The sequence below is a fragment of the Streptomyces sp. NPDC002784 genome (assembly GCF_053592135.1).
Genome location: NZ_JBSFVD010000005.1, coordinates 114,524 through 132,818, shown reverse-complemented (window position 1 = coordinate 132,818; position 18,295 = coordinate 114,524). Strand labels below are relative to the sequence as shown.

Genomic DNA, 18,295 nt, shown 5'->3' with positions numbered 1-18,295 from the left:
CTCAATGTCTTGCGGGGGGCGGGTGCATGTCAATGGGGGCGGCGAGGGGAATGCGTGCGCCATTCTTCGCGCCGCGGAGCTGATCAGCTCTCCTGCCGAGTCCCGTAACAGGCGGCCAGGGCTGTTGCGCGGTGGTGCAGGGAAGTGCGCAGCGACTGGGGGGTCAAGGCTTCCGCGTCGGTGCCGAGTTGCCACAGGGCCCATTCGGCGTGGCGGAGGTCCTGGAAGGTGACCTCCAGGCGGAGCCAGCCGTCCGTGTCGGGTTCCGTGGCGCGGACGGCCACCGCGTGGCTCAGCAGGTCCTCGCGTCGCTCCGGTTTCACCCGTACCCGTACGGCGAGGTGGTCGCTGGAGAGGAACTGCGCGCAGCGCTCGCGCCAGGCCCGGTCCAGGTCGACGCGGTCGGTTCGCTGGGCCGGTTCGGGGAGTTCCTCGGCGGCGCGTACGCGGGACAGCCGGTAGGTGCGGTCCGCGCCGGAGCGGGTGGCCAGCAGGTAGCGCCGGTCGCGCACGGTGACCAGGCCGATCGGGTCGACCGTGCGCCACCGGGGTGCCTGGTCGGTGGCCTCGTAGTGGATGCGCAGTTTGTGTCCGGCGAGCACCGCCCGCCGGATTTCGATCATTGTGCTGTCGGGCACCTCGTCGGTGGCCGGCCGCCGGGAGAGCAGATCGGTCTCCGGTTCGACGAGGAAGCGCTGGGCCGCGTCGCTCGCGGTGGCCCGATGGTCCTCGGGCAGGGCGTCCACCACCTTGCGCATGGCAGAGGCGAGTGCCGAGCCGAGGCCGAACAGCTGCTCGGCGCGCCCTGATCCGGCGGTCAGCAGGGCAAGGGCCTCGTCGTGGTTCAGTCCGGTGAGTTCGGTCCGGAAGCCGGGCAGCAGCGCGAACCCGCCGTGCCGGCCGCGCTCGGCGTAGACCGGGACGCCGGCCGCGGACAGTGCCTCGATGTCGCGCAGCACGGTACGGGTGGACACCTCCAGCTCGCGGGCGAGCGTGTCCGCGGTCGTCCGGCCGCGCTGACGCAGCAACAGAACCAGCGAGACCAGCCGATCGGCGCGCATACCAGGACCCTACCGAATACATGACCGAGGGTGTCATGTTTTGTCGGCAGGCTCCTGAGCACGGACTTCACCCGTGGCGGCTGCCGCGCCGGTGGACGTTCGGACGTACTTCCCATGAGTCGAATGGAGCTGATGTCGCAGTGGAACGAACCGCGGTCAACCCGGTGACGTGGTCGGTGGAGATGGGCTTCAACCAAGGTGAGCTCGTCTCCGGGCACACCCGGACCCTGTACTGCTCGGGGCAGACCGCGATGAGCGGCGACGGCAAGCCCCAGCACGAAGGGGACATGGCCGCGCAGTTGGCGCTGAGCGTCGACAACCTGGAGGCCGTGCTCGGCGAGGCCGGCATGTCCCTCGCGAACCTCGTCCGGCTCAACGTGTACACCACCGACGTCGACCTGCTGTTCCCGCACTACGGCGTGCTGGCCGCGCGGTTGGGCGCCGCCGGGGTGGCGCCGGCCACCACGATGCTCGGGGTGACACGGCTGGCGGTCCCGGGCCAGCTGGTCGAGCTGGAGGGGACCGCGGTCGCGTGAGGACGGGTGCCGGGCGGAAGCGGTCCGCCCGGCACCCACGGTGCTTCACTTCAAGTAGGGGCCGGCGGTGCCGATCTGCCCGGGCCCGTTGAGGACATAGGCGCGCAGGTTGCCCTTGCCGGGCGCGGCGACGGGGAGGGTGCCGGTGGTGGCCTGGCGGACGTCACCGGTGACCGCGTCCACGTAACGGCCGTCGGGGATGCCGGTGAAGGTGGCCCCGCCGGTGACGGTGACCAGCGCGAAGCTGTCCGTCGAGCTGCTGGTGAAGCGGCGCTTGAACGCCATGCCGCCCGAGATGCCCTCGGTGGAGTACTGGCCCATCTGGGCGGGGATCGCCCGGCGGATCTGGTTGAGCCGCTGCACATGCTTGACCAGGGGCTTGTCCAGGGTGGCGGCGACGGCCAGTGCGGCGGTCACGGTCCCCGGAGCCGCGGTGGTGGCGATCTCGTACCGGGTGGGCTGCATCAGCGGCGCGAAGCCCAGCGCGAACAGCACGATGCCGATCAGTTTCAGCCATCACGGGTACGGCGGTGGCGCTGCTTCGATCCGGGCCGGCCGCCGCTGCGCCTCCGCGATGGCGAGCCGGCCCTCCCGCACGCCGGCGAGCAGGGTCTTCAGCGCGGCGGCCCGGTCCAGCCGGAAGACCTCGGGGAAGCCGCGCACGGTAACGGTCCGGGTCCGGCCGTCGGTGGCGGTCACGTTAGCGCGGCGGCCTCCGGGACCAGGAGGAGGCAGGCGTCGCCGCCGTACGCGCGGGCGGCGCCCGCGACGGCATCCGCGATGAGATGGGCGCCCTCGCCCGAGGAGCGCAGGGTCAGGGCGGTCAGCCGGGACAGGAACGCGGTCAGCTCGTCGAGACCGGCGGAGGTCTGTGCGGGTCGCGCCACGCCCGGCTCCCCGGCGGCTGGGTCACGGGAGCGTCCAGCGTGCAACGGTGCCCCGGCTCCGGCATCTTCGAGGGGCACGGGCCCCGCGTCGCGGCGGACCGGCAGTCACCCGAACGGAGCCCTCCGTCCTGCGCTTCCCCCGGCCTTCCATGACGGTTGCAGCAACACCCAGCAGGCCCAGGGAGGGCTCATGGCGTCGATGGACATCCCTGCTGACCAGCCGAGACAACTGGCTCGTACGGAAGCCGGAGGCGCCGCACCACCCGTGCTGACATGGGTGACGCTCGCTCTCATGACGACGGCGTCGGTGGCCAGTCTGCGGGCGGCGCCGACGATGGCCGTGTACGGCCTGGCCTGTGTCTTCCTCTACCTCCTCCCGGCGGTCGTGTTCCTGCTGCCGACCGCGCTGGTGTCGGCGGAACTCGCGTCCGGATGGCCGGGCGGTGTCTACCGGTGGGTGAGCGAGGGACTGTCGAAACCCCTCGGCTTCCTCGCCGTGTGGTGCCAGTTCGCGATGACGATCTTCTACTACCCCAGCCTGCTGGCATTCGTCGCCAGCACCATCGCGTACGTCATCGATCCCTCCCTCGCCGCCAACGGCCTCTACACCGCCCTCGTCATCATGGTCCTGTACTGGACCGGGGTATGGGTCTCCTCCCGAGGCACCAAGGCCCTCGCGGGGCTGTCCAGTTGGGGCCTGATCATCGGCACCCTGGTGCCGGGCACCATCCTCGTGCTGCTGGGCCTGGTCTTCCTGGGACAGGGCAATGAGTCGGCGGCGCCGATGACGACCAGCCATCTGATGCCCCAGTGGGCGGGCCTGGCCAGCCTGGTGCTGATCGTCAACAACTTCCTCTCCTACTCCGGCATGGAGATGAACGCGGTCCACGTCTCGTCGCTGAAGAACCCGGCGAAGGAGTACCCGAAGTCGATGTTCATGGCGATGGGCCTGGTGCTGCTGATCTTCATCCTTCCCGCGCTCGCCATCAGCTGGGTGGTGCCGGCCGACCAGACCAGCCTGACCGCCGGTGTGATGCAGGCGTTCCACGCGTTCTTCTCCTACTTCCACATCGGCTGGATGACCCCGATCGCCGCCGTGATGCTGGTGGCCGCCGCCCTGGGCGGCATGCTCACCTGGCTCGCCGGACCGTCGAAGGGCCTGCTGGAGATCTCCCGCAGCGAGGGCTACCTGCCGCCCTTCCTGCAGAAGCTCAACAAGCGCGGCATCCAGCAGAACATCCTGGTCACCCAGGGCGTCGTCACCACGGTCATCGCCCTGATGTACGCCCTGATCCCCAATGTCTCCAACGTCTACTGGATCTTCTCGACGATCACCACGCAGGTGTACCTCATCGTCTACCTGCTGATGTTCGTCGCGGCCATGCGCCTGCGCAGGAACCAGCCCGACCACCCGCGCGGCTACCGTGTCCCCGCCCTCGGCCTGGTGTGCGTCGTGGGCCTGCTCGCCTCCGTCGCGGCCCTCGCGATCGGCTTCGTTCCGCCCTCGCAGTTCAGCGGCGGCAGCGTCGGGGTGTACGTCGCGATCATCGGCGGCGGTCTCGTCGTCCTCGGCCTGCTGATCCCCTGGGCCTTCCTCAAGTTCCGCAAACCCGGCTGGCGCACGGAGGGGAGCGCGTCATGAGCCCCACCCGGTTCGCCTCCGAGCACAAGTGGATCTACATCGGCGCGATCGTCGTACTGGTCGCCCTCGCCGTCGTCGGAATCATCCAGTACGAGAGCGTCAAGTCCACCAACGAGAGCGCCCGGAAGGCGAACGAGCTGGCCGACGCCGCCGAGCGGGCCGGCTATCCCCGGCCGGACACCGGGACGATCGAGCGCGCGCTGGGCACCGACGGCGGGCTGGTCTGCGAGGACCCCGCCAGTGCCCTGCACTCCGCCCTGTGGAAGATCAACGTCTCCAACGGGGCCGCGTTCGTCGGCCAGCGCCCCGTCATCGGCGACGCCCAGGCGCTGCGGGCCGAGGCGAAGATCCTGGAGATCTACTGCCCGGACAAGCTCGACCGGTTCAAGGACAAGCTCGAGGACCTCGACACCGACGACACGGTGAGGCGATGATCATGAGTGAACTCGCCTCCAGGATCGCCGAGTTGATGCCGCGCGCGAAAACCGATCTCGCCGAGCTGGTCGCCGTCCCCTCCGTCGCCGACCCCCGCCAGTACCCGCCGGAGGAGTGCCACCGGGCCGCCCGGTGGGTCGCCGACGCCTTCACCGAGGCCGGCCTGCGCGATGTCCACCTGGCCGAGACCCCGGACGGCAGCAACGCCGTCATCGGCCACCGGCCGCCCCCGCCCGGGGCACCGACGGTCCTGCTGTACTGCCACTACGACGTCCAGCCCCCGCTCGGCGACGCCGCCTGGACCACTCCGCCCTTCACGCTCACCGAGCGCGACGGCCGCTGGTACGGCCGCGGCACCGCCGACTGCAAGGGCAACATCGTCATGCACCTCACGGCGCTGCGGGCGCTCGGCGACGACATCCCGGTGGGGCTGAAGTTCGTCGCCGAGGGATCGGAGGAGCAGGGCACCGGCGGCCTGGAGGCGTACGTCGCCCAGCACCCCGAGCAGTTCCGCGCCGACGCCCTGCTGGTGTGCGACACCGGCAACGCCGAGGTCGGCACCGGCACGGCGACCGTCACTTTGCGCGGCCTCGCCAACCTCGTCGTCACCGTCGACACCCTCCAGGGCGAGGTCCACTCCGGCATGTTCGGCGGACCCGCCCCCGACGCCCTTGCCGCGCTGATCCAGATGCTGTCCACGCTCCGGGACCCGGAGACCGGGGCGACCACCATCAACGGCCTGGACTGTGAAGGCACTTGGGAGGGCGTCGGCTACGACGAGACCCAGTTCCGCAAGGACGCCGGCGTCCTGGACGAGGTGCGCCTCATGGGCACCGGCACCGTCGCCGACCGCCTCTGGACCCGCCCCGCCGTCACCGTGCTCGGCATCGACTGCCCGCCGGTCGTCGGCTCGGCCGCCGCGGTGCCCGCCACCGCCCGCGCGCGCGTCAGCCTGCGGGTGCCGCCCGGCACCGACGCGGAGGCCGCCCGCGCGGCGCTCACCGACCACCTGACGCAGGCGGCCCCTTGGGGCGCACGGGTCACCGTCGAGACGGAAGGCACCGGCTCGGCGTTCCGTGCCGCCACCGACGGCCCTGCCTACACCGCCCTCGGCGTGGCCATGCGGCAGGTCTACGGCAGACCGCTCGCCTTCCTCGGCCAGGGCGGCTCCATCCCCCTGTGCAACGTTCTCGCCGCGACCTACCCGCGCGCCGAGATCATCCTCATGGGGGTGGAGGAGCCCCGCTGCCTCATCCACGCGCCCAACGAGAGCGTCGACCCGTCGGAGATCGAGCACATGGCGCACGTGGAAGCGCTGTTCCTCCGGGAGTTCGCCGCATCGGTCCGCCGCTGACGGACCCGCCGGCGCGTCCACCGCACGGGACCAGCGGCCTCCAATCCGATTGCCGCGCGGCGGGCCGGTCGGATAGGAAGCTCGCATGCTGCGGGGTAACAAGGTCGGGCTCAGGGCCCGCCACGAGGAAGACATCCCGGTCCTGCGGACCGAGCTCCACGACGACGTGGCCGGCGCGTCTCGGGCCGAGGCCGGGCCGTGGCGGCCGCTCTCGCCCGGCACCAAGGACCCGCTGCTCGGGGTGGACGACAAGGAGCAGGGGCGCGTCCCGTTCTCCGTGGTGGAGCTGGACGGCGGCACGCTGGCCGGCCTCGCGACGCTCTGGGGCCTCGACACCCACAACCGGTCGGCGCACATAGGGCTCGGGCTGCTGCCCTCCTGCCGCGGCAAGGGCTACGGCACCGATGTGGTCGCGGTGCTGTGCCACTACGGCTTCGTCGTGCGCGGCCTGCACCGGCTGCAGATCGACACGCTGTCGGACAACATCCCGATGCTGCGCGCCGCCGAACGCAACGGCTTCGTCCGCGAGGGCGTACTGCGCTCCTCGGCCTGGGTGATGGGGGAGTTCCTGGACGAGGTGCCGCTCGGTCTGCTCGCCGAGGAATGGAAGCCGGGCTCGGCGGGCTGACGGCACCGGCGCCGGGGGCCTGTATCGCGGGCGTATCGAAAAGCGCATACGCCACCGCAACGGCCCTCACCCTGCAATGGAGGGCATGGACTACAACACATCGGTGTCAGCGCCCGCCCGACGCACACGCGGGATCGTGAGCGCCGCCCTCGCCGTGCTCGGCCTGGCGGGCGTCTTGTTCGTCCTGCGGCGGCCGCTCATGATGGCCGCTCCGACGTGCATGGCCGGGCGGTGGCACGGCTGCTTCGACACGTTCAACGGCGTGGTGCTCATGACGCTGGTCACCGTGCCGGTGGCCTTGCTGGCGGCGTGGGTGCTGGCACGGTGTCGGCGTGCCGCCGGTGCCGGGTCGGCGTGGCGCAGGTCGGTGGCCGAGGTGGGCATGGTCCACGGGACGGTGCCGTTCCTGTGGTTGACCATGATGCCGGGCGGCGAGGCCGGGACCGCGCCCGCCCGGGTGAGCCTGGTGCCCCTGCGGGACCTGGTCACGATGGGGCCGCTCGGGATCATCGGCAACCTGCTGGTGTTCGCGGCACTGGGGTTCTTCGCGCCGATGCGGTTCGCGGCGCTGGCGTCCGTGCCGCGGGTCCTGGCGCTGGGGTCGGGCTGCTCGGTCCTGGTGGAAACCGCACAGTACGTCTTGAGCCTCGACCGGGTGTCCTCCGTGGACGACGTCCTCGTCAACGCCGCGGGCGCCGTACTGGCCGGCCTGGCGTCGCGCCGCTGGTGGCACACCGAGAGGGAAGCGGCACGGGACGAGCGTCGCCCGGGGCTGGTTGGGGCGGGCTGAGTGGGGGGCCGGGGCTGGCTGGGGTGAGGTGAGCTGTGCTCGGGGGTGGTTGGGGTGGGCTGGGCTGTGTTCGGGGGTGGCTGGGGTGGGTTGAGCTGTGTCCGGCGGTGGTTGGGGTGGGCTGGGCCGTGTCCGGCGGTGGCTCGGGGGGACCTGGGCCGCGTCCGGGGCTGGCCGGGGCGACACGGGCCGCGCCCGGGGCTGGCCGGGACGACCCGCCCCCGGCCCCGCGCTGGCAGCGGTGAGTTGTGCGTCACTGGGCTGGCAGTGGTGAGCTGAGCCGTGCCCGGCGCTGGCCGGGGCGACCTGGGCCGTGCCCGGGGCTGGCCGGGGGAACCTGAGCCGCGTCCGACGCAGGCCGGAGCGACCTGGGCCGCGTCTGGGGCGACACGGGCCGCGCCCTGCGCTGGCCGGGTGACCTGCCCCCCGGCGCCGCGCTGGCAGCGGTGAGTTGTGCGTCACTGGGCTGGCCGGGGCGACCTGGGCCGTGCCCGGGGCTGGCCGGGGGAACCTGAGCCGCGTCCGACGCAGGCCGGAGCGACCTGTGCCGCGTCCGGGGTTGGCCGGGGCGACACGGGCCGCGCCTGGGGCTGGCCGGGACGACCCGCCCCCCCGGCCCCGCGCTGGCAGCGGTGAGCTGTGCGTCACCCTGGGCTGGCAGTGGTGAGCTGAGCCGTGCCCGACGCTGGCAGCGGCGACCTGAGCGTCACCCCGCGCCGGCAGCGGCGGGCTGAGCCGCGCCCGACGCAGGCCGGGGCGAGCCGAGCCGCACCCCCACGCCGGAAGCGGCAAGCTGAGCCGCGCGCGTCGCGGCCTGCGCGGCCGTCGCGGACTACGGCGCTCCGGACGAGGCGGGCCCCGCCGCGGCAGCGCTCCGCGGCGTGCCCCGCTCCCGCATACGCCCCCGATATGCCCCGCTGCCTAGGCTGCCGACATGCGCGTACTGATCGTGGAGGACGAGCCGTACCTCGCCGAAGCCGTCCGGGACGGTCTGCGGCTGGAGGCGATCGCCGCCGATATCGCCGGCGACGGTGACTCCGCCCTGGAACTGCTCAGCGTCAATTCCTACGACCTCGCGGTCCTGGACCGCGACATCCCCGGCCCCTCCGGCGACGAGGTCGCCCGGCGCATCGTCGCCTCCGGCAGCGGCATCCCGATCCTCATGCTCACCGCCGCCGACCGCATCGACGACAAGGCGTCCGGGTTCGAGCTAGGCGCCGACGACTACCTCACCAAGCCGTTCGAGCTGAGGGAACTCGTCCTGCGGCTGAGGGCGCTCGACCGCAGGCGCGCGTACGCCCGGCCCCCGGTCCGCGAGATCGCGGGCCTGCGTCTGGACCCCTTCCGCCGGGAGGTCTTCCGCGACGGACGCTACGTGGCGCTCACCCGCAAGCAGTTCGCCGTACTGGAAGTCCTCGTCGCCGCCGAAGGAGGCGTCGTCAGCTCCGAGGAACTGCTGGAGCGGGCCTGGGACGAGAACGCCGACCCCCTCACCAACGCCGTCCGCATCACCGTCTCCGCACTGCGCAAACGCCTCGGCGAGCCGTGGATCATCGCCACGGTGCCGGGGGTCGGCTACCGCATCGACACCGACCGCCCCGGCCGTACGGATGACTAGGAGCCCAGGGCTCAGCGTCCGGCTGAAACTCACCCTCAGCTACGCGGGCTTCCTCGCCGTCGCCGGTGCCCTGCTGCTGGCCGTGGTGTGGTGGTTCCTGCTGCGCTACGTCCCCGACAACTCCCAGGGCCTGCTCGGGATCTCGCCCAACCGCTACCTCCTGGTGCGCACCTTCGCCCCCGCCGCCGCCTGGGCGATGGCCTTCCTGCTCGCGTTCGGCCTCGTCGGGGGCTGGCTCCTCGCCGGGCGGATGCTCGCACCGCTGACCCACATCACGGCCGCGACCCGGCTGGCCGGAAACGGATCACTGTCCCACCGCATCCGCATGACGGGCCGCCAGGACGAATTCCGTGAACTCGCCGACGCCTTCGACACCATGCTCGAACAGCTCGAGTCGCACGTCGCCGAGCAGCGGAGGTTCGCCGCGAACGCCTCGCACGAACTGCGCACCCCGCTGGCCATCTCGCAGACCCTGCTCGACGTCGCCCGCCGGGACCCCGCCCGGGACCGGGGCGAACTCATCGAACGCCTCCAGGCCGTCAACGCCCGCGCGATCGACCTCACCGAGGCCCTGCTGCTGCTCAGCCGCAGCGACCGCGGGAACATCGTCCGGGAGAGCGTCGACCTCTCCCTGGTGGCCGAAGAGGCCGCCGAGACGCTGCTGCCCCTCGCCGAACAGCGCGGCATCACGCTCGACGTCACCGGCACGGCGGCCCGGACCAGCGGCTCCGCGGAACTCCTGCTGCGGATGGCGACGAACCTCGTCCAGAACGCCGTCGTCCACAACCTCCCCACCGGCGGCACCGTGACCGTCCACACCGCGGCGCAGGGCGGCGCGAGCGTGCTGCGGGTCGAGAACACGGGCCACCCGATTCCCCCGGCACTGGTGCCGACCCTCACCGAACCCTTCCAGCGCGGCACGGAACGCGTCCGCACCGACGAGCATGCCGGGGTCGGGCTCGGCCTCGCCATCGTGCACAGCATCGTCCGCGCCCACGACGGCACCCTCGATCTGGCCGCCCGCCCCACCGGGGGCCTTGTCGTGACGGTCCGGCTGCCCGGCATGCCGTAGGCGCCGGGCCGTTGGCGGGGCGCCGTCGATCCTTTACCTTGTCAGCCTGGCGAACACGCCTGTATAACGTTGTAAAAGTCACGTACGGGAACTCGGCGCACGGCCCACGGTGACGACCCCGTACCCGCACCGGCCACACCGGCCGGGACGCTGTGAAGGGATTGCCGTGCGGGTCAGCCTCAAGGACGTTGCCGCGCACGCTGGGGTCTCCATCAAGACCGTCTCCAACGTGGTGAACAACTACCAGCACGTCACACCGGCCATGCGCGAGCGCGTCCAGCGGTCCATCGACGCGCTCGGCTACCGGCCCAACCTCGCCGCCCGGCACTTGCGCAAGGGACGCACGGGCATCATCGCGCTCGCCCTGCCCGAACTCGGCAACCCCTACTTCGCCGAACTCGCCGCCGCCGTCATCGACGCCGCCGCCGCCCACGACTACATCGTCCTGCTCGACCACACCGGCGGCCTGCGGGAACAGGAAGTCCTGGTCAGCCAGGGCTTCCGGGCGAGGGTGATCGACGGGCTCATCCTCAGCCCCATCGAGCTGGAGGCCGAGGACCTGCGCGACCAGTCCGAGCACGTCCCGCTGGTGCTGCTCGGCGAGCGGGACTACGACCTGCCCTACGACCACATCGCCATCGACAACGTGGCCGCCGCCCGCGCCGCGGTGCGCCACCTGCTCGACCTGGGACGGCGGGAGGTGGCGTTCATCGGCGCCCGGCGCGGTCGCAGCGAACCGGCCCAACTGCGCGTGCGGGGCTGGCGCGAGGAACTCACCGCCGCCGGACTGCCCGCCGACGACGCGCTGGTGGCCGCCACCGACGGCTGGGGCCATGCGGACGGGGCGGCGGCCATGGCGCGCCTGCTGGACTCCGGGCGGTGCCCGGACGCGGTCTTCGCCTACAACGACCCGATGGCCATCGGCGCGATGCGGGTCCTGCACGAACGCGGGCTGCGGGTGCCCGAGGACATCGCGCTCGTCGGCTTCGACGACGTGGTCGAGGGGCGGTTCGGCGCGGTGACGCTCACCTCGGTGTCACCGGACAAGGAGGCCATCGGCCGGCTGGCGGTGGAGTCGGTGCTGGCCCGGCTCGGCGACGGGGCACCGCCCGAGCCGCGCCGGGTGTGGGCGGACTACCGCCTGGTGCAGCGGGAGAGCACGCTGGGGCGCGCCCAGGGCTGAGTCCTGCGCCCGCTCCCCGCCGGCCTTCCGTCCCGGCGCCCCGTGTGAAGGCGTGTGCACAGGGGGTTTACAGCGTCCTTCCAACGATGTAAAAACCTCTGTGCGGCGGGCCGAACAACCTTTCCCGCCGGGGGAGAAGCACCACTGTGCTCGGCATCCGCTCGGTCTTCGTCCGTTCACCACCTCCCCCATTCCCTTCCAGCGTCGCCCGGATCGGGGTCACCATGCAGCGCACCACTCACCGCCGTCGCCTCCTCGCCCGTCCCGTGGTCGTCTCCCTCGCCGCCGCGGTCGCCCTGACCGCCACCTCCTGCGCGAAGTCGGAGGACGACGCGGCAGGCGCCGACACCTCCTCCGCGTCCGCGGCGGACGCCGAACAGAAGGTCGCCTCGCCCGCGCCGGGCGGCAAGACCTGCACCATCGACGCCTACGGTGCCGAGAAGCTCGACCTCAAGGACGCCACCGTCGGCTTCTCCCAGTCCGAGAAGGAAGCCAACCCGTTCCGTATCGCCGAGACGCGGTCCATCAAGGACGAGGCGAAGAAGCGGGGCGTGAAACTGCTGACGGCCAACGCCCAGTCGCAGTTCTCCAAGCAGATCAGCGACGTACAGGATCTGCTGGCCAAGGGCGCCGACCTGCTGGTCATCGCCCCGCTCAACTCCGACGGCTGGGACCCGGTCCTCCAGGCCGCCGCCGCCAAGAAGGTCCCCATCGTCACCATCGACCGCAAGATCAACGCCACGGCCTGCAAGGACTACGTCTCCTTCATCGCCTCCGACTTCGTCGAGCAGGGCCGGCGCGCCGCCGACCAGATGATCGAGGCGACCGGCGGCAAGGGCGAGGTGGCGATCCTGCTCGGCTCGGCGGGCAACAACGTCACCACCGAGCGCACCAGGGGCTTCAAGGACCGCATCGCGGAGAAGGCGCCCGAGCTGAAGGTCGTCTTCGAGCAGACCGGCGACTTCGCCCGCGAGAAGGGCCAGCAGGTCACCGAGCAGCTCATCCAGTCCAAGCCCGGGATCAAGGGCATCTACGCCGAGAACGACGAGATGGGCCTCGGCGCGGTCGCCGCGCTGAAGGGCGCGGGAAAGAAGGCCGGCGAGGTCAAGATCGTCACGGTGGACGGCACCCGCAACGCCGTCCAGGGCATCGTGGACGGCTGGATCAGCGGGGTCATCGAGTCCAACCCGCGCTTCGGTCCGTTGGCCTTCCAGACGCTGGAGACCTTCACCCAGGGTGAGGAAGTCGCCCAGGACATCGTTATCGAGGACGGTGCCTACGACGAGGCCAACGCGCAGAGCGACATCGGCAAGGCGTACTGACGTGCCCCGGGGGCCCGTCGAGCCGGGCCCCCTTCCGCCCCCGCAACCCTTCCCCACATCCTGGAGGCACAGGTGGCACCCCCCGCCGAAGTCCTTGCCGTCCGCGGACTGAGCAAGACCTTCCCCGGCGTCCGGGCCCTGGACGACGTGGACCTCACCCTGCGCGCCGGCGAGGTGCACGCCCTGATCGGCGAGAACGGCGCCGGCAAGTCGACCCTGATCAAACTCCTCACCGGTGTGTACCGGCCCGACGCGGGCGAGATCGTCTTCCAGGGCCGCACGGTCTCCTTCGGCACCCCCCTGGAGGCGCAGAAGGCGGGCATCTCCACCATCTACCAGGAGGTCAACCTCATCCCGCTGCTCAGCGTCGCCCGCAACCTCTTCCTGGGCCGCGAGCCGCGCAACCGCCTCGGCGTGCTGGACCTGTCCCGGATGAACCGCGAGGCCGAGGAGACCCTGCGCGGCTACGGCGTGCGGGTGGACGTCCGCCGCCCGTTGCGCACCCTCGGCGTCGGCGCCCAGCAGATGGTCGCCCTGGCGCGGGCCGTCGCCACCGAGGCGCGGATCGTCATCATGGACGAACCGACCTCCTCCCTGGAACCGCGCGAGGTGGAGACCCTGTTCGCGGTGATACGGCGCCTGCGCGACGCGGGCATCGCGGTCGTGTACGTCAGCCACCGGCTGGACGAGCTGTACGCGGTGTGCGGCACCGTCACCGTGCTGCGCGACGGCCGCCGCGTCCACCACGGCGAACTGGCCCGGCTCGACCGGCTCCAGCTGGTGTCGACGATGCTCGGCCGGGATCTGGGCGAGGTCCGCACGGAGGGCCTGACCAAGTTCACCGGCGAGCACGGCGCGAGCGACGCCGAACCGGTGCTTCAGGCGCGGGAGTTGACGGTTTCGCACAAGCTGCACGGTGTCTCGGTGAGCATCCGCCCCGGCGAGGTCGTCGGCCTGGGCGGTCTGCTCGGCTCCGGCCGTACCGAGACGGCGAAGACCATCGCCGGTGCCCTGCAACCGCGTTCGGGCACGGTCACGGTGGCCGGGGTGCCGCTGCGCGCGGGCTCCACGCCGGCCGCCATCCGGGCCGGCGTCAGCCTGCTGCCCGAGGACCGCAAGAGCGAGGGCATCGTGCCGGGCCTGTCGGTACGGGAGAACATCGCCCTCGCCGTACTGCCGCGCATGTCCCGCTTCGGCCTGGTCTCCGAGGCGCGGGTGGACGCGGTCGTGGACACCTTCATCAAGCGGCTGCGCATCAAGGCGTCCTCACCGCATCAGAAGGCGGGGGAACTCTCCGGCGGGAACCAGCAGAAGGTGCTGCTGGCCCGCTGGCTCGCGATGAACCCCAAGGTGCTCCTGCTCGACGAACCCACCCGGGGCATCGACGTCGGCGCCAAGGCCGAGGTGCAGAAACTCGTCGACGAACTGGCCGCCGACGGCCTGGGCGTCCTGCTCATCTCCTCCGACCTGGAGGAACTGATCGAAGGGTCCGACCGCGTGGTCGTACTGAAGGACGGCGCCGTCGTCGGCGAGTTGAGCGGCGACGACGTCACCGAGGAGAAGCTGATGCGGACGATCGCCGGGCACGACCCCGCCGGGGACGCCGACGAGGAGGCGGCCGCCGATGGCTGAAGCCACCCTGCGCACCGTCCCGTTGGACAAGGACCGCCTGCCGCACTGGCTGCAGACCTACGGCGCCTACGCCGGTGTGACGGTGCTGCTCGTCGTCAACGTCCTCATCACCCCGCACTTCCTGTCCGCGGAGAACTTCCGCACCCAGGCCGTCCAGGTCGCCCCCGTCATCATCGTCGCGCTCGGCATGGCCCTGGTCATCGGCACCGAGGGTGTCGACCTGTCCGTCGGCGCCGTGATGGCGCTGGCGGCCTCCGTCACCGCCCTCTACCTCGGCTACGGCCTCCTGCCGACCCTGCTCATGGTCGCCCTGTTCGCGGCCGGCGTCGGACTGGCCAACGGAGCGCTGGTGGCGTTCATCGGCGTCCAGCCCATCGTCGCCACCCTGGCGCTGATGGTCGGCGGCCGGGGCCTGGCCCTGGTGCTCCTCCCGCAGCTGGAGGATCTGCGCAACCCCGCCCTGGCCTCCCTGGGCTCCGGTGACGTCCTGGGCGTGCCGTACCTGTTCCTGATCGCCTCGGCCCTGGCGCTGCTCGTCGCGTTCGTGGTGCGCCGCACCACCTTCGGACGCCAGCTGCTGGCCATCGGCGACAGCCGCCCCGCGGCGCAGCTCGCCGGTCTGCCGGTGCGCCGCGTGCTGATCGTCGTGTACGTCGTGTGCGCGCTGCTCGCGGCGGTCGCGGGCGTCCTGGCCACCGCGCGGCTGCAGGCCAGCGACCCGACCTCGCTGGGCAATCTGATGGAACTGTCCGCGATCACGGCGGTGGTGGTCGGCGGCACCCCGCTGACCGGCGGCCGCGTGAACATCGCGGGAACCGTGGCCGGAGCCGTCCTCATCCAGCTCCTGACGGCCACGCTCATCAAGCACGACCTGCCGCCGTCCTGGACGCAGATCGCGCAGGCCATGGTGATCGTCGCCGCGGTCTACGCGGCGCGGGGACGGGGGAAGCGATGACCGCCACCGGGACGGACACGCCCGTGACCACCGTGAGCATCGAACAGAAGGAGGGCGCCGAGCCGGTCGGCTCCGCCCGGGCCGAACGCCTCAGCGCCCTGGTCCAGCAGCACGGCGCGCTGGCCGTGCTGGCGCTCGTCTCCCTGGTGGCGTCGTTCTCCTTCGACTCCTTCGCCACCGGCGACAACCTCTCCAACATGGCGACCAGTTCGGCCTTCCTGGCGATCGTCGCCCTGGGCATGACCTTCGTCATCATCACCGGCGGGATCGACCTGTCCGTCGGTTCCCTCTTCGCCCTCGGCGGCGTCCTGGCCGCCTGGGGATCACGCCACGGCACCCTGGTGGCGCTGCTGCTGCCCCTCGCGGCCTGCGGGCTGATCGGCGTGGTCAACGGCCTGCTGGTGGCCCGGTCCCGGCTCGCCCCCTTCATCGTCACCCTCGCCGCCATGCTGGGCGCGCGCGGCCTGATGCTCGCGATGACCGACGAGGGCGCCGACACCTACCTCATCGGCAAGGGCTCCTTCCTCGCCGAACTGGGCCAGGGCAGCACCCTCGGCCTCGGCAACCCGGTGTGGATCACGCTGGCGCTGTTCGTCGCGGGCGCCGTCGTCCTGCGCCGGACCCGCTTCGGGCAGCATGTGTACGCCGTCGGCGGCAACGAGGACGCGGCGGCCCTGATGGGCGCCCCGGTGGCCCGTACGAAAATCCTGGTCTACGCCCTGTCCGGACTGCTCGCCGGCCTGGCCGGCGCCCTCAACGCGGCCTGGCTGGCGTCCGGCGTCACCATCGTCGGCAACGGCATGGAGCTGGAGGCCATCGCCGCCGTCGTCATCGGCGGCACCCTGCTCACCGGCGGCCTCGGCTACGTCAGCGGCTCCCTGGTCGGCGTCCTGCTCCTCAAGGTGATCCAGAACGTCATCAACCAGATCGGTTCGCTCGACTCCTCCTACCAGCAAGTCGTCAGCGGCGTCTGTCGTCATCGCCCAGACCTGGCTGGGCCGCAGACGCCGACTGATGTGACGAGCCCCGGACGCGGCGGCCGTGCCTCCCCCCGGCCCCCCGGCCGCCGCGTCCGGTTCCCCCCGGCCGGCCGCGCGCAGTACGCGGCGGCCAAGCCGTCCCCCCCCCCACTCCTCGGAGGTCCAGCCATGACCGCACGATCGACCGGGATCCTCGGCAAGTCCTGTGCCGCGCTGCTCGTCGGCGGGCTCGTTGCCATGCTCTCGCCCTCCGCCGCCGTCGCCGCCCCGGTGTACGGCACGTCCGAGGCGGGCAACCCCTTCGTCGACGGCTGGTACGCCGATCCCGACACCGAGATCTACGACGGGCGTTACTGGGTCTACCCCACCACCTCCAAGCCCTACTCCGAGCAGACGTACCTCGACGCGTTCTCCTCCACCGACCTGGTCAACTGGACCAAGCACCCGAACGTGCTGTCGACGGCGAACATCCCCTGGGCCAAGTACGCCCTGTGGGCCCCGGCGCCGGTGAAACGCAACGGCAAGTACTACCTGTACTTCGCCGCCAACGACATCCAGAACAACTCCCAGCTCGGCGGCATCGGCGTCGCCGTCGCGGACAAGCCCGAGGGCCCCTACAAGGACGCGGTAGGCCGGCCGCTGATCTCGCAGTTCCACAACGGCGCCCAGCCCATCGACCAGGACGTCTTCATCGACGACGACGGTCAGGCGTACATGTACTACGGAGGCTGGCACCACGCCAACGTGGTCAAGCTCAACCCGGACATGACGAGCCTCGGCACCTTCGCCGACGGGACGGCCTACAAGGAGATCACCCCGGAGAACTACACCGAGGGCTCCTTCATGTTCAAGCGGAACGGCAGGTACTACCTGATGTGGTCCGAGGGCGGCTGGACCGGCCCGGACTACTCGGTGTCGTACGCCATGTCCGACTCGCCCACCGGCCCGTTCAGGAAGATCGACAAGGTGCTCGCCCAGGACCCGGCCGTCGCCAGGGGGTCCGGCCACCACTCCGTCGTCAACGTGCCCGGCACCGACGTCTGGTACATCGTCTACCACCGCCGCCCGCTCAGCGAGACCGACGGCAACCATCGCCAACTCGCCTACGACCGGCTCCACTTCAACGCCGACGGAACCATCCGCCGGGTGCAGATGCAGGTGAAGGACAACTTCGCCGACGGCAACGCGCTGGGCTGGAAGACCTACGGCGGGTCCTGGTCCGCCGGTGACGGGCGCTACCGGGTGAACCAGTCGCTGGGCAGCAAGGCCCTGCTCGACACGAACTTCGCCGACTTCACCCAGGACGCCGAGGTCACGGTCACGTCGGGCGGCGGTGACGCCGGGCTGGCCTTCCGGGTGACCCGGCCGTCGGTCGGCTGGGACAGCTACTCCGGCTACTACGCCGGACTCAGCCCCAGCAGCAAGGTGGTCCTGGGCCGGGCGAACGACAGCTGGACCGAGCTGGGCACCGCCCGGATGCCGATCGCGCCCGGCTCGACCCACCGGCTGCGCGTCACGGCCGTCGGTTCCTCGATCAAGGTGTACGTCGACGACATGACGACACCGAGGATCTCCGTCACCGACGGCACCTACCGCAGCGGCGCGAACGGCGTCCGCGTCTTCGACGCCGCCGCGTCCTTCGACAACGTGGCGGTGAGCCCGGCGCAGTGACCGAGCGCTCCCCGAGAGGCCCGGTGCCTCCCGGGGAGTCACGGGTGGATCAGGGAGCCCACGGGGCCGCGAGGTCCCAGCTGCTGTCGGCGGTGAGGGTCCCCGGACGGTCGAAGACGTCACCGCTGCCGTTGCCGGAGGCGATGTACACCTGCGAGGCGTGATGCCGCAGGAACGAGCCGGGAATGTTGATCGACTCGAAGGTGACACCCGTCCCGCCGATCCCCGGGCGGGCGCAGAAGGTGGCGTCCTGGCGGAACAGCGCCGAGCCGTCGTCGGGCGAGTTGCGCACCCGGCTGTCGGCGTGCCGCAGGAACTGGCCCGGGTAGTTCACCGACTCGAAGGAGTAGCAGGAGGCGTCGGCGAGCCCGCGCCGCACGGTGTACGTCGCGTCCTGCTTGAGCAGCGCGCTGCTGCCCGCGTCGACGATGTCGGTGCGGGCGAGGCTGTCGGCGTGCCTCAGGTAGCGGTTGGTGTGCCCCCAGGTGGTCACCCGCAGCGACCGCCGCACATCGGTGGGCAGCAGTGC

At 71.5% G+C, this 18,295-nt stretch carries 16 protein-coding genes and 3 pseudogenes; 14 read left to right on the top strand and 5 right to left on the bottom strand.

Translation table 11 applies throughout. From position 1 onward, the window contains the following. Nucleotides 1–83 precede the first annotated feature (83 nt). The gene (locus ACWD1Z_RS12660; RefSeq protein ID WP_451118038.1) at nt 84–1,061 is read right to left on the bottom strand and encodes a helix-turn-helix transcriptional regulator; all 978 of its coding nucleotides are present in this window, start codon (nt 1,059–1,061) and stop codon (nt 84–86) included. A 140-nt stretch (nt 1,062–1,201) separates the two neighbouring features. Between ACWD1Z_RS12660 and ACWD1Z_RS12655 the strand changes: the two genes are divergently transcribed. Next, complete coding sequence (locus tag ACWD1Z_RS12655; protein ID WP_451118036.1) at nt 1,202–1,597, top strand: RidA family protein; 396 nt, start codon at nt 1,202–1,204, stop codon at nt 1,595–1,597. A 45-nt stretch (nt 1,598–1,642) separates the two neighbouring features. Here the strand turns inward: ACWD1Z_RS12655 and ACWD1Z_RS12650 are convergent. The 3 genes and pseudogenes from ACWD1Z_RS12650 to ACWD1Z_RS12640 form a co-directional block, all read right to left on the bottom strand. Next, nucleotides 1,643–2,011 (bottom strand): annotated as a pseudogene (locus tag ACWD1Z_RS12650) (alpha-amylase); the annotation flags it as partial. A gap of 102 nt (nt 2,012–2,113) precedes the next feature. Further along, nucleotides 2,114–2,296: a hypothetical protein gene (locus tag ACWD1Z_RS12645; RefSeq protein WP_451118034.1), complete on the bottom strand. Its 183-nt coding sequence runs from the start codon at nt 2,294–2,296 to the stop codon at nt 2,114–2,116. Continuing rightward, nucleotides 2,293–2,484: a hypothetical protein gene (locus ACWD1Z_RS12640; RefSeq protein WP_451118033.1), complete on the bottom strand. Its 192-nt coding sequence runs from the start codon at nt 2,482–2,484 to the stop codon at nt 2,293–2,295. Before ACWD1Z_RS12640 ends, ACWD1Z_RS12645 begins: the two co-directional genes overlap by 4 nt. A gap of 190 nt (nt 2,485–2,674) precedes the next feature. Between ACWD1Z_RS12640 and ACWD1Z_RS12635 the strand changes: the two genes are divergently transcribed. The 13 genes and pseudogenes from ACWD1Z_RS12635 (at nt 2,675) to ACWD1Z_RS12575 (ending at nt 17,766) form a co-directional block, all read left to right on the top strand. After that, nucleotides 2,675–4,126: an APC family permease gene (locus tag ACWD1Z_RS12635; protein ID WP_451118031.1), complete on the top strand. Its 1,452-nt coding sequence runs from the start codon at nt 2,675–2,677 to the stop codon at nt 4,124–4,126. Next, entirely contained in the window at nt 4,123–4,560 is a 438-nt protein-coding gene (locus ACWD1Z_RS12630; protein WP_451118029.1) for a hypothetical protein, read from the top strand. Before ACWD1Z_RS12635 ends, ACWD1Z_RS12630 begins: the two co-directional genes overlap by 4 nt. Further along, nucleotides 4,557–5,915, top strand: coding sequence for a M20/M25/M40 family metallo-hydrolase (locus ACWD1Z_RS12625; RefSeq protein ID WP_451118028.1), 1,359 nt, complete (start codon nt 4,557–4,559; stop codon nt 5,913–5,915). The genes ACWD1Z_RS12630 and ACWD1Z_RS12625 overlap by 4 nt, the downstream gene beginning before the upstream one ends. Nucleotides 5,916–6,000: 85 nt before the next feature. Then, entirely contained in the window at nt 6,001–6,543 is a 543-nt protein-coding gene (locus tag ACWD1Z_RS12620; RefSeq protein ID WP_451118026.1) for a GNAT family N-acetyltransferase, read from the top strand. 85 nt (nt 6,544–6,628) lie between these two features. After that, entirely contained in the window at nt 6,629–7,333 is a 705-nt protein-coding gene (locus ACWD1Z_RS12615) for a VanZ family protein (protein ID WP_451118024.1), read from the top strand. A 934-nt stretch (nt 7,334–8,267) separates the two neighbouring features. Continuing rightward, nucleotides 8,268–8,951 (top strand): response regulator transcription factor, encoded by a 684-nt coding sequence (locus ACWD1Z_RS12610; RefSeq protein WP_451118022.1) that lies wholly within the window; start codon nt 8,268–8,270, stop codon nt 8,949–8,951. Continuing rightward, nucleotides 8,944–10,023: a sensor histidine kinase gene (locus ACWD1Z_RS12605; protein WP_451118020.1), complete on the top strand. Its 1,080-nt coding sequence runs from the start codon at nt 8,944–8,946 to the stop codon at nt 10,021–10,023. The genes ACWD1Z_RS12610 and ACWD1Z_RS12605 overlap by 8 nt, the downstream gene beginning before the upstream one ends. Before the next feature lie 166 nt (nt 10,024–10,189). After that, nucleotides 10,190–11,206 (top strand): LacI family DNA-binding transcriptional regulator, encoded by a 1,017-nt coding sequence (locus ACWD1Z_RS12600; protein WP_451118018.1) that lies wholly within the window; start codon nt 10,190–10,192, stop codon nt 11,204–11,206. A gap of 224 nt (nt 11,207–11,430) precedes the next feature. Continuing rightward, entirely contained in the window at nt 11,431–12,528 is a 1,098-nt protein-coding gene (locus ACWD1Z_RS12595) for an ABC transporter substrate-binding protein (protein ID WP_451118016.1), read from the top strand. A 72-nt stretch (nt 12,529–12,600) separates the two neighbouring features. After that, nucleotides 12,601–14,160, top strand: coding sequence for a sugar ABC transporter ATP-binding protein (locus tag ACWD1Z_RS12590; protein ID WP_451118015.1), 1,560 nt, complete (start codon nt 12,601–12,603; stop codon nt 14,158–14,160). Next, nucleotides 14,153–15,115 (top strand): ABC transporter permease, encoded by a 963-nt coding sequence (locus ACWD1Z_RS12585; protein ID WP_451118013.1) that lies wholly within the window; start codon nt 14,153–14,155, stop codon nt 15,113–15,115. The genes ACWD1Z_RS12590 and ACWD1Z_RS12585 overlap by 8 nt, the downstream gene beginning before the upstream one ends. Continuing rightward, nucleotides 15,112–16,135, top strand: a pseudogene (locus ACWD1Z_RS12580) (ABC transporter permease). Before ACWD1Z_RS12585 ends, ACWD1Z_RS12580 begins: the two are co-directional and overlap by 4 nt. Before the next feature lie 128 nt (nt 16,136–16,263). After that, nucleotides 16,264–17,766: a glycoside hydrolase family 43 protein gene (locus ACWD1Z_RS12575; protein ID WP_451118012.1), complete on the top strand. Its 1,503-nt coding sequence runs from the start codon at nt 16,264–16,266 to the stop codon at nt 17,764–17,766. Nucleotides 17,767–17,815: 49 nt separating this feature from the next. Here ACWD1Z_RS12575 and ACWD1Z_RS12570 read toward each other — a convergent pair. Then, a pseudogene (locus ACWD1Z_RS12570) lies at nt 17,816–18,253 on the bottom strand (AbfB domain-containing protein); the annotation flags it as partial. Nucleotides 18,254–18,295 lie beyond the last annotated feature (42 nt).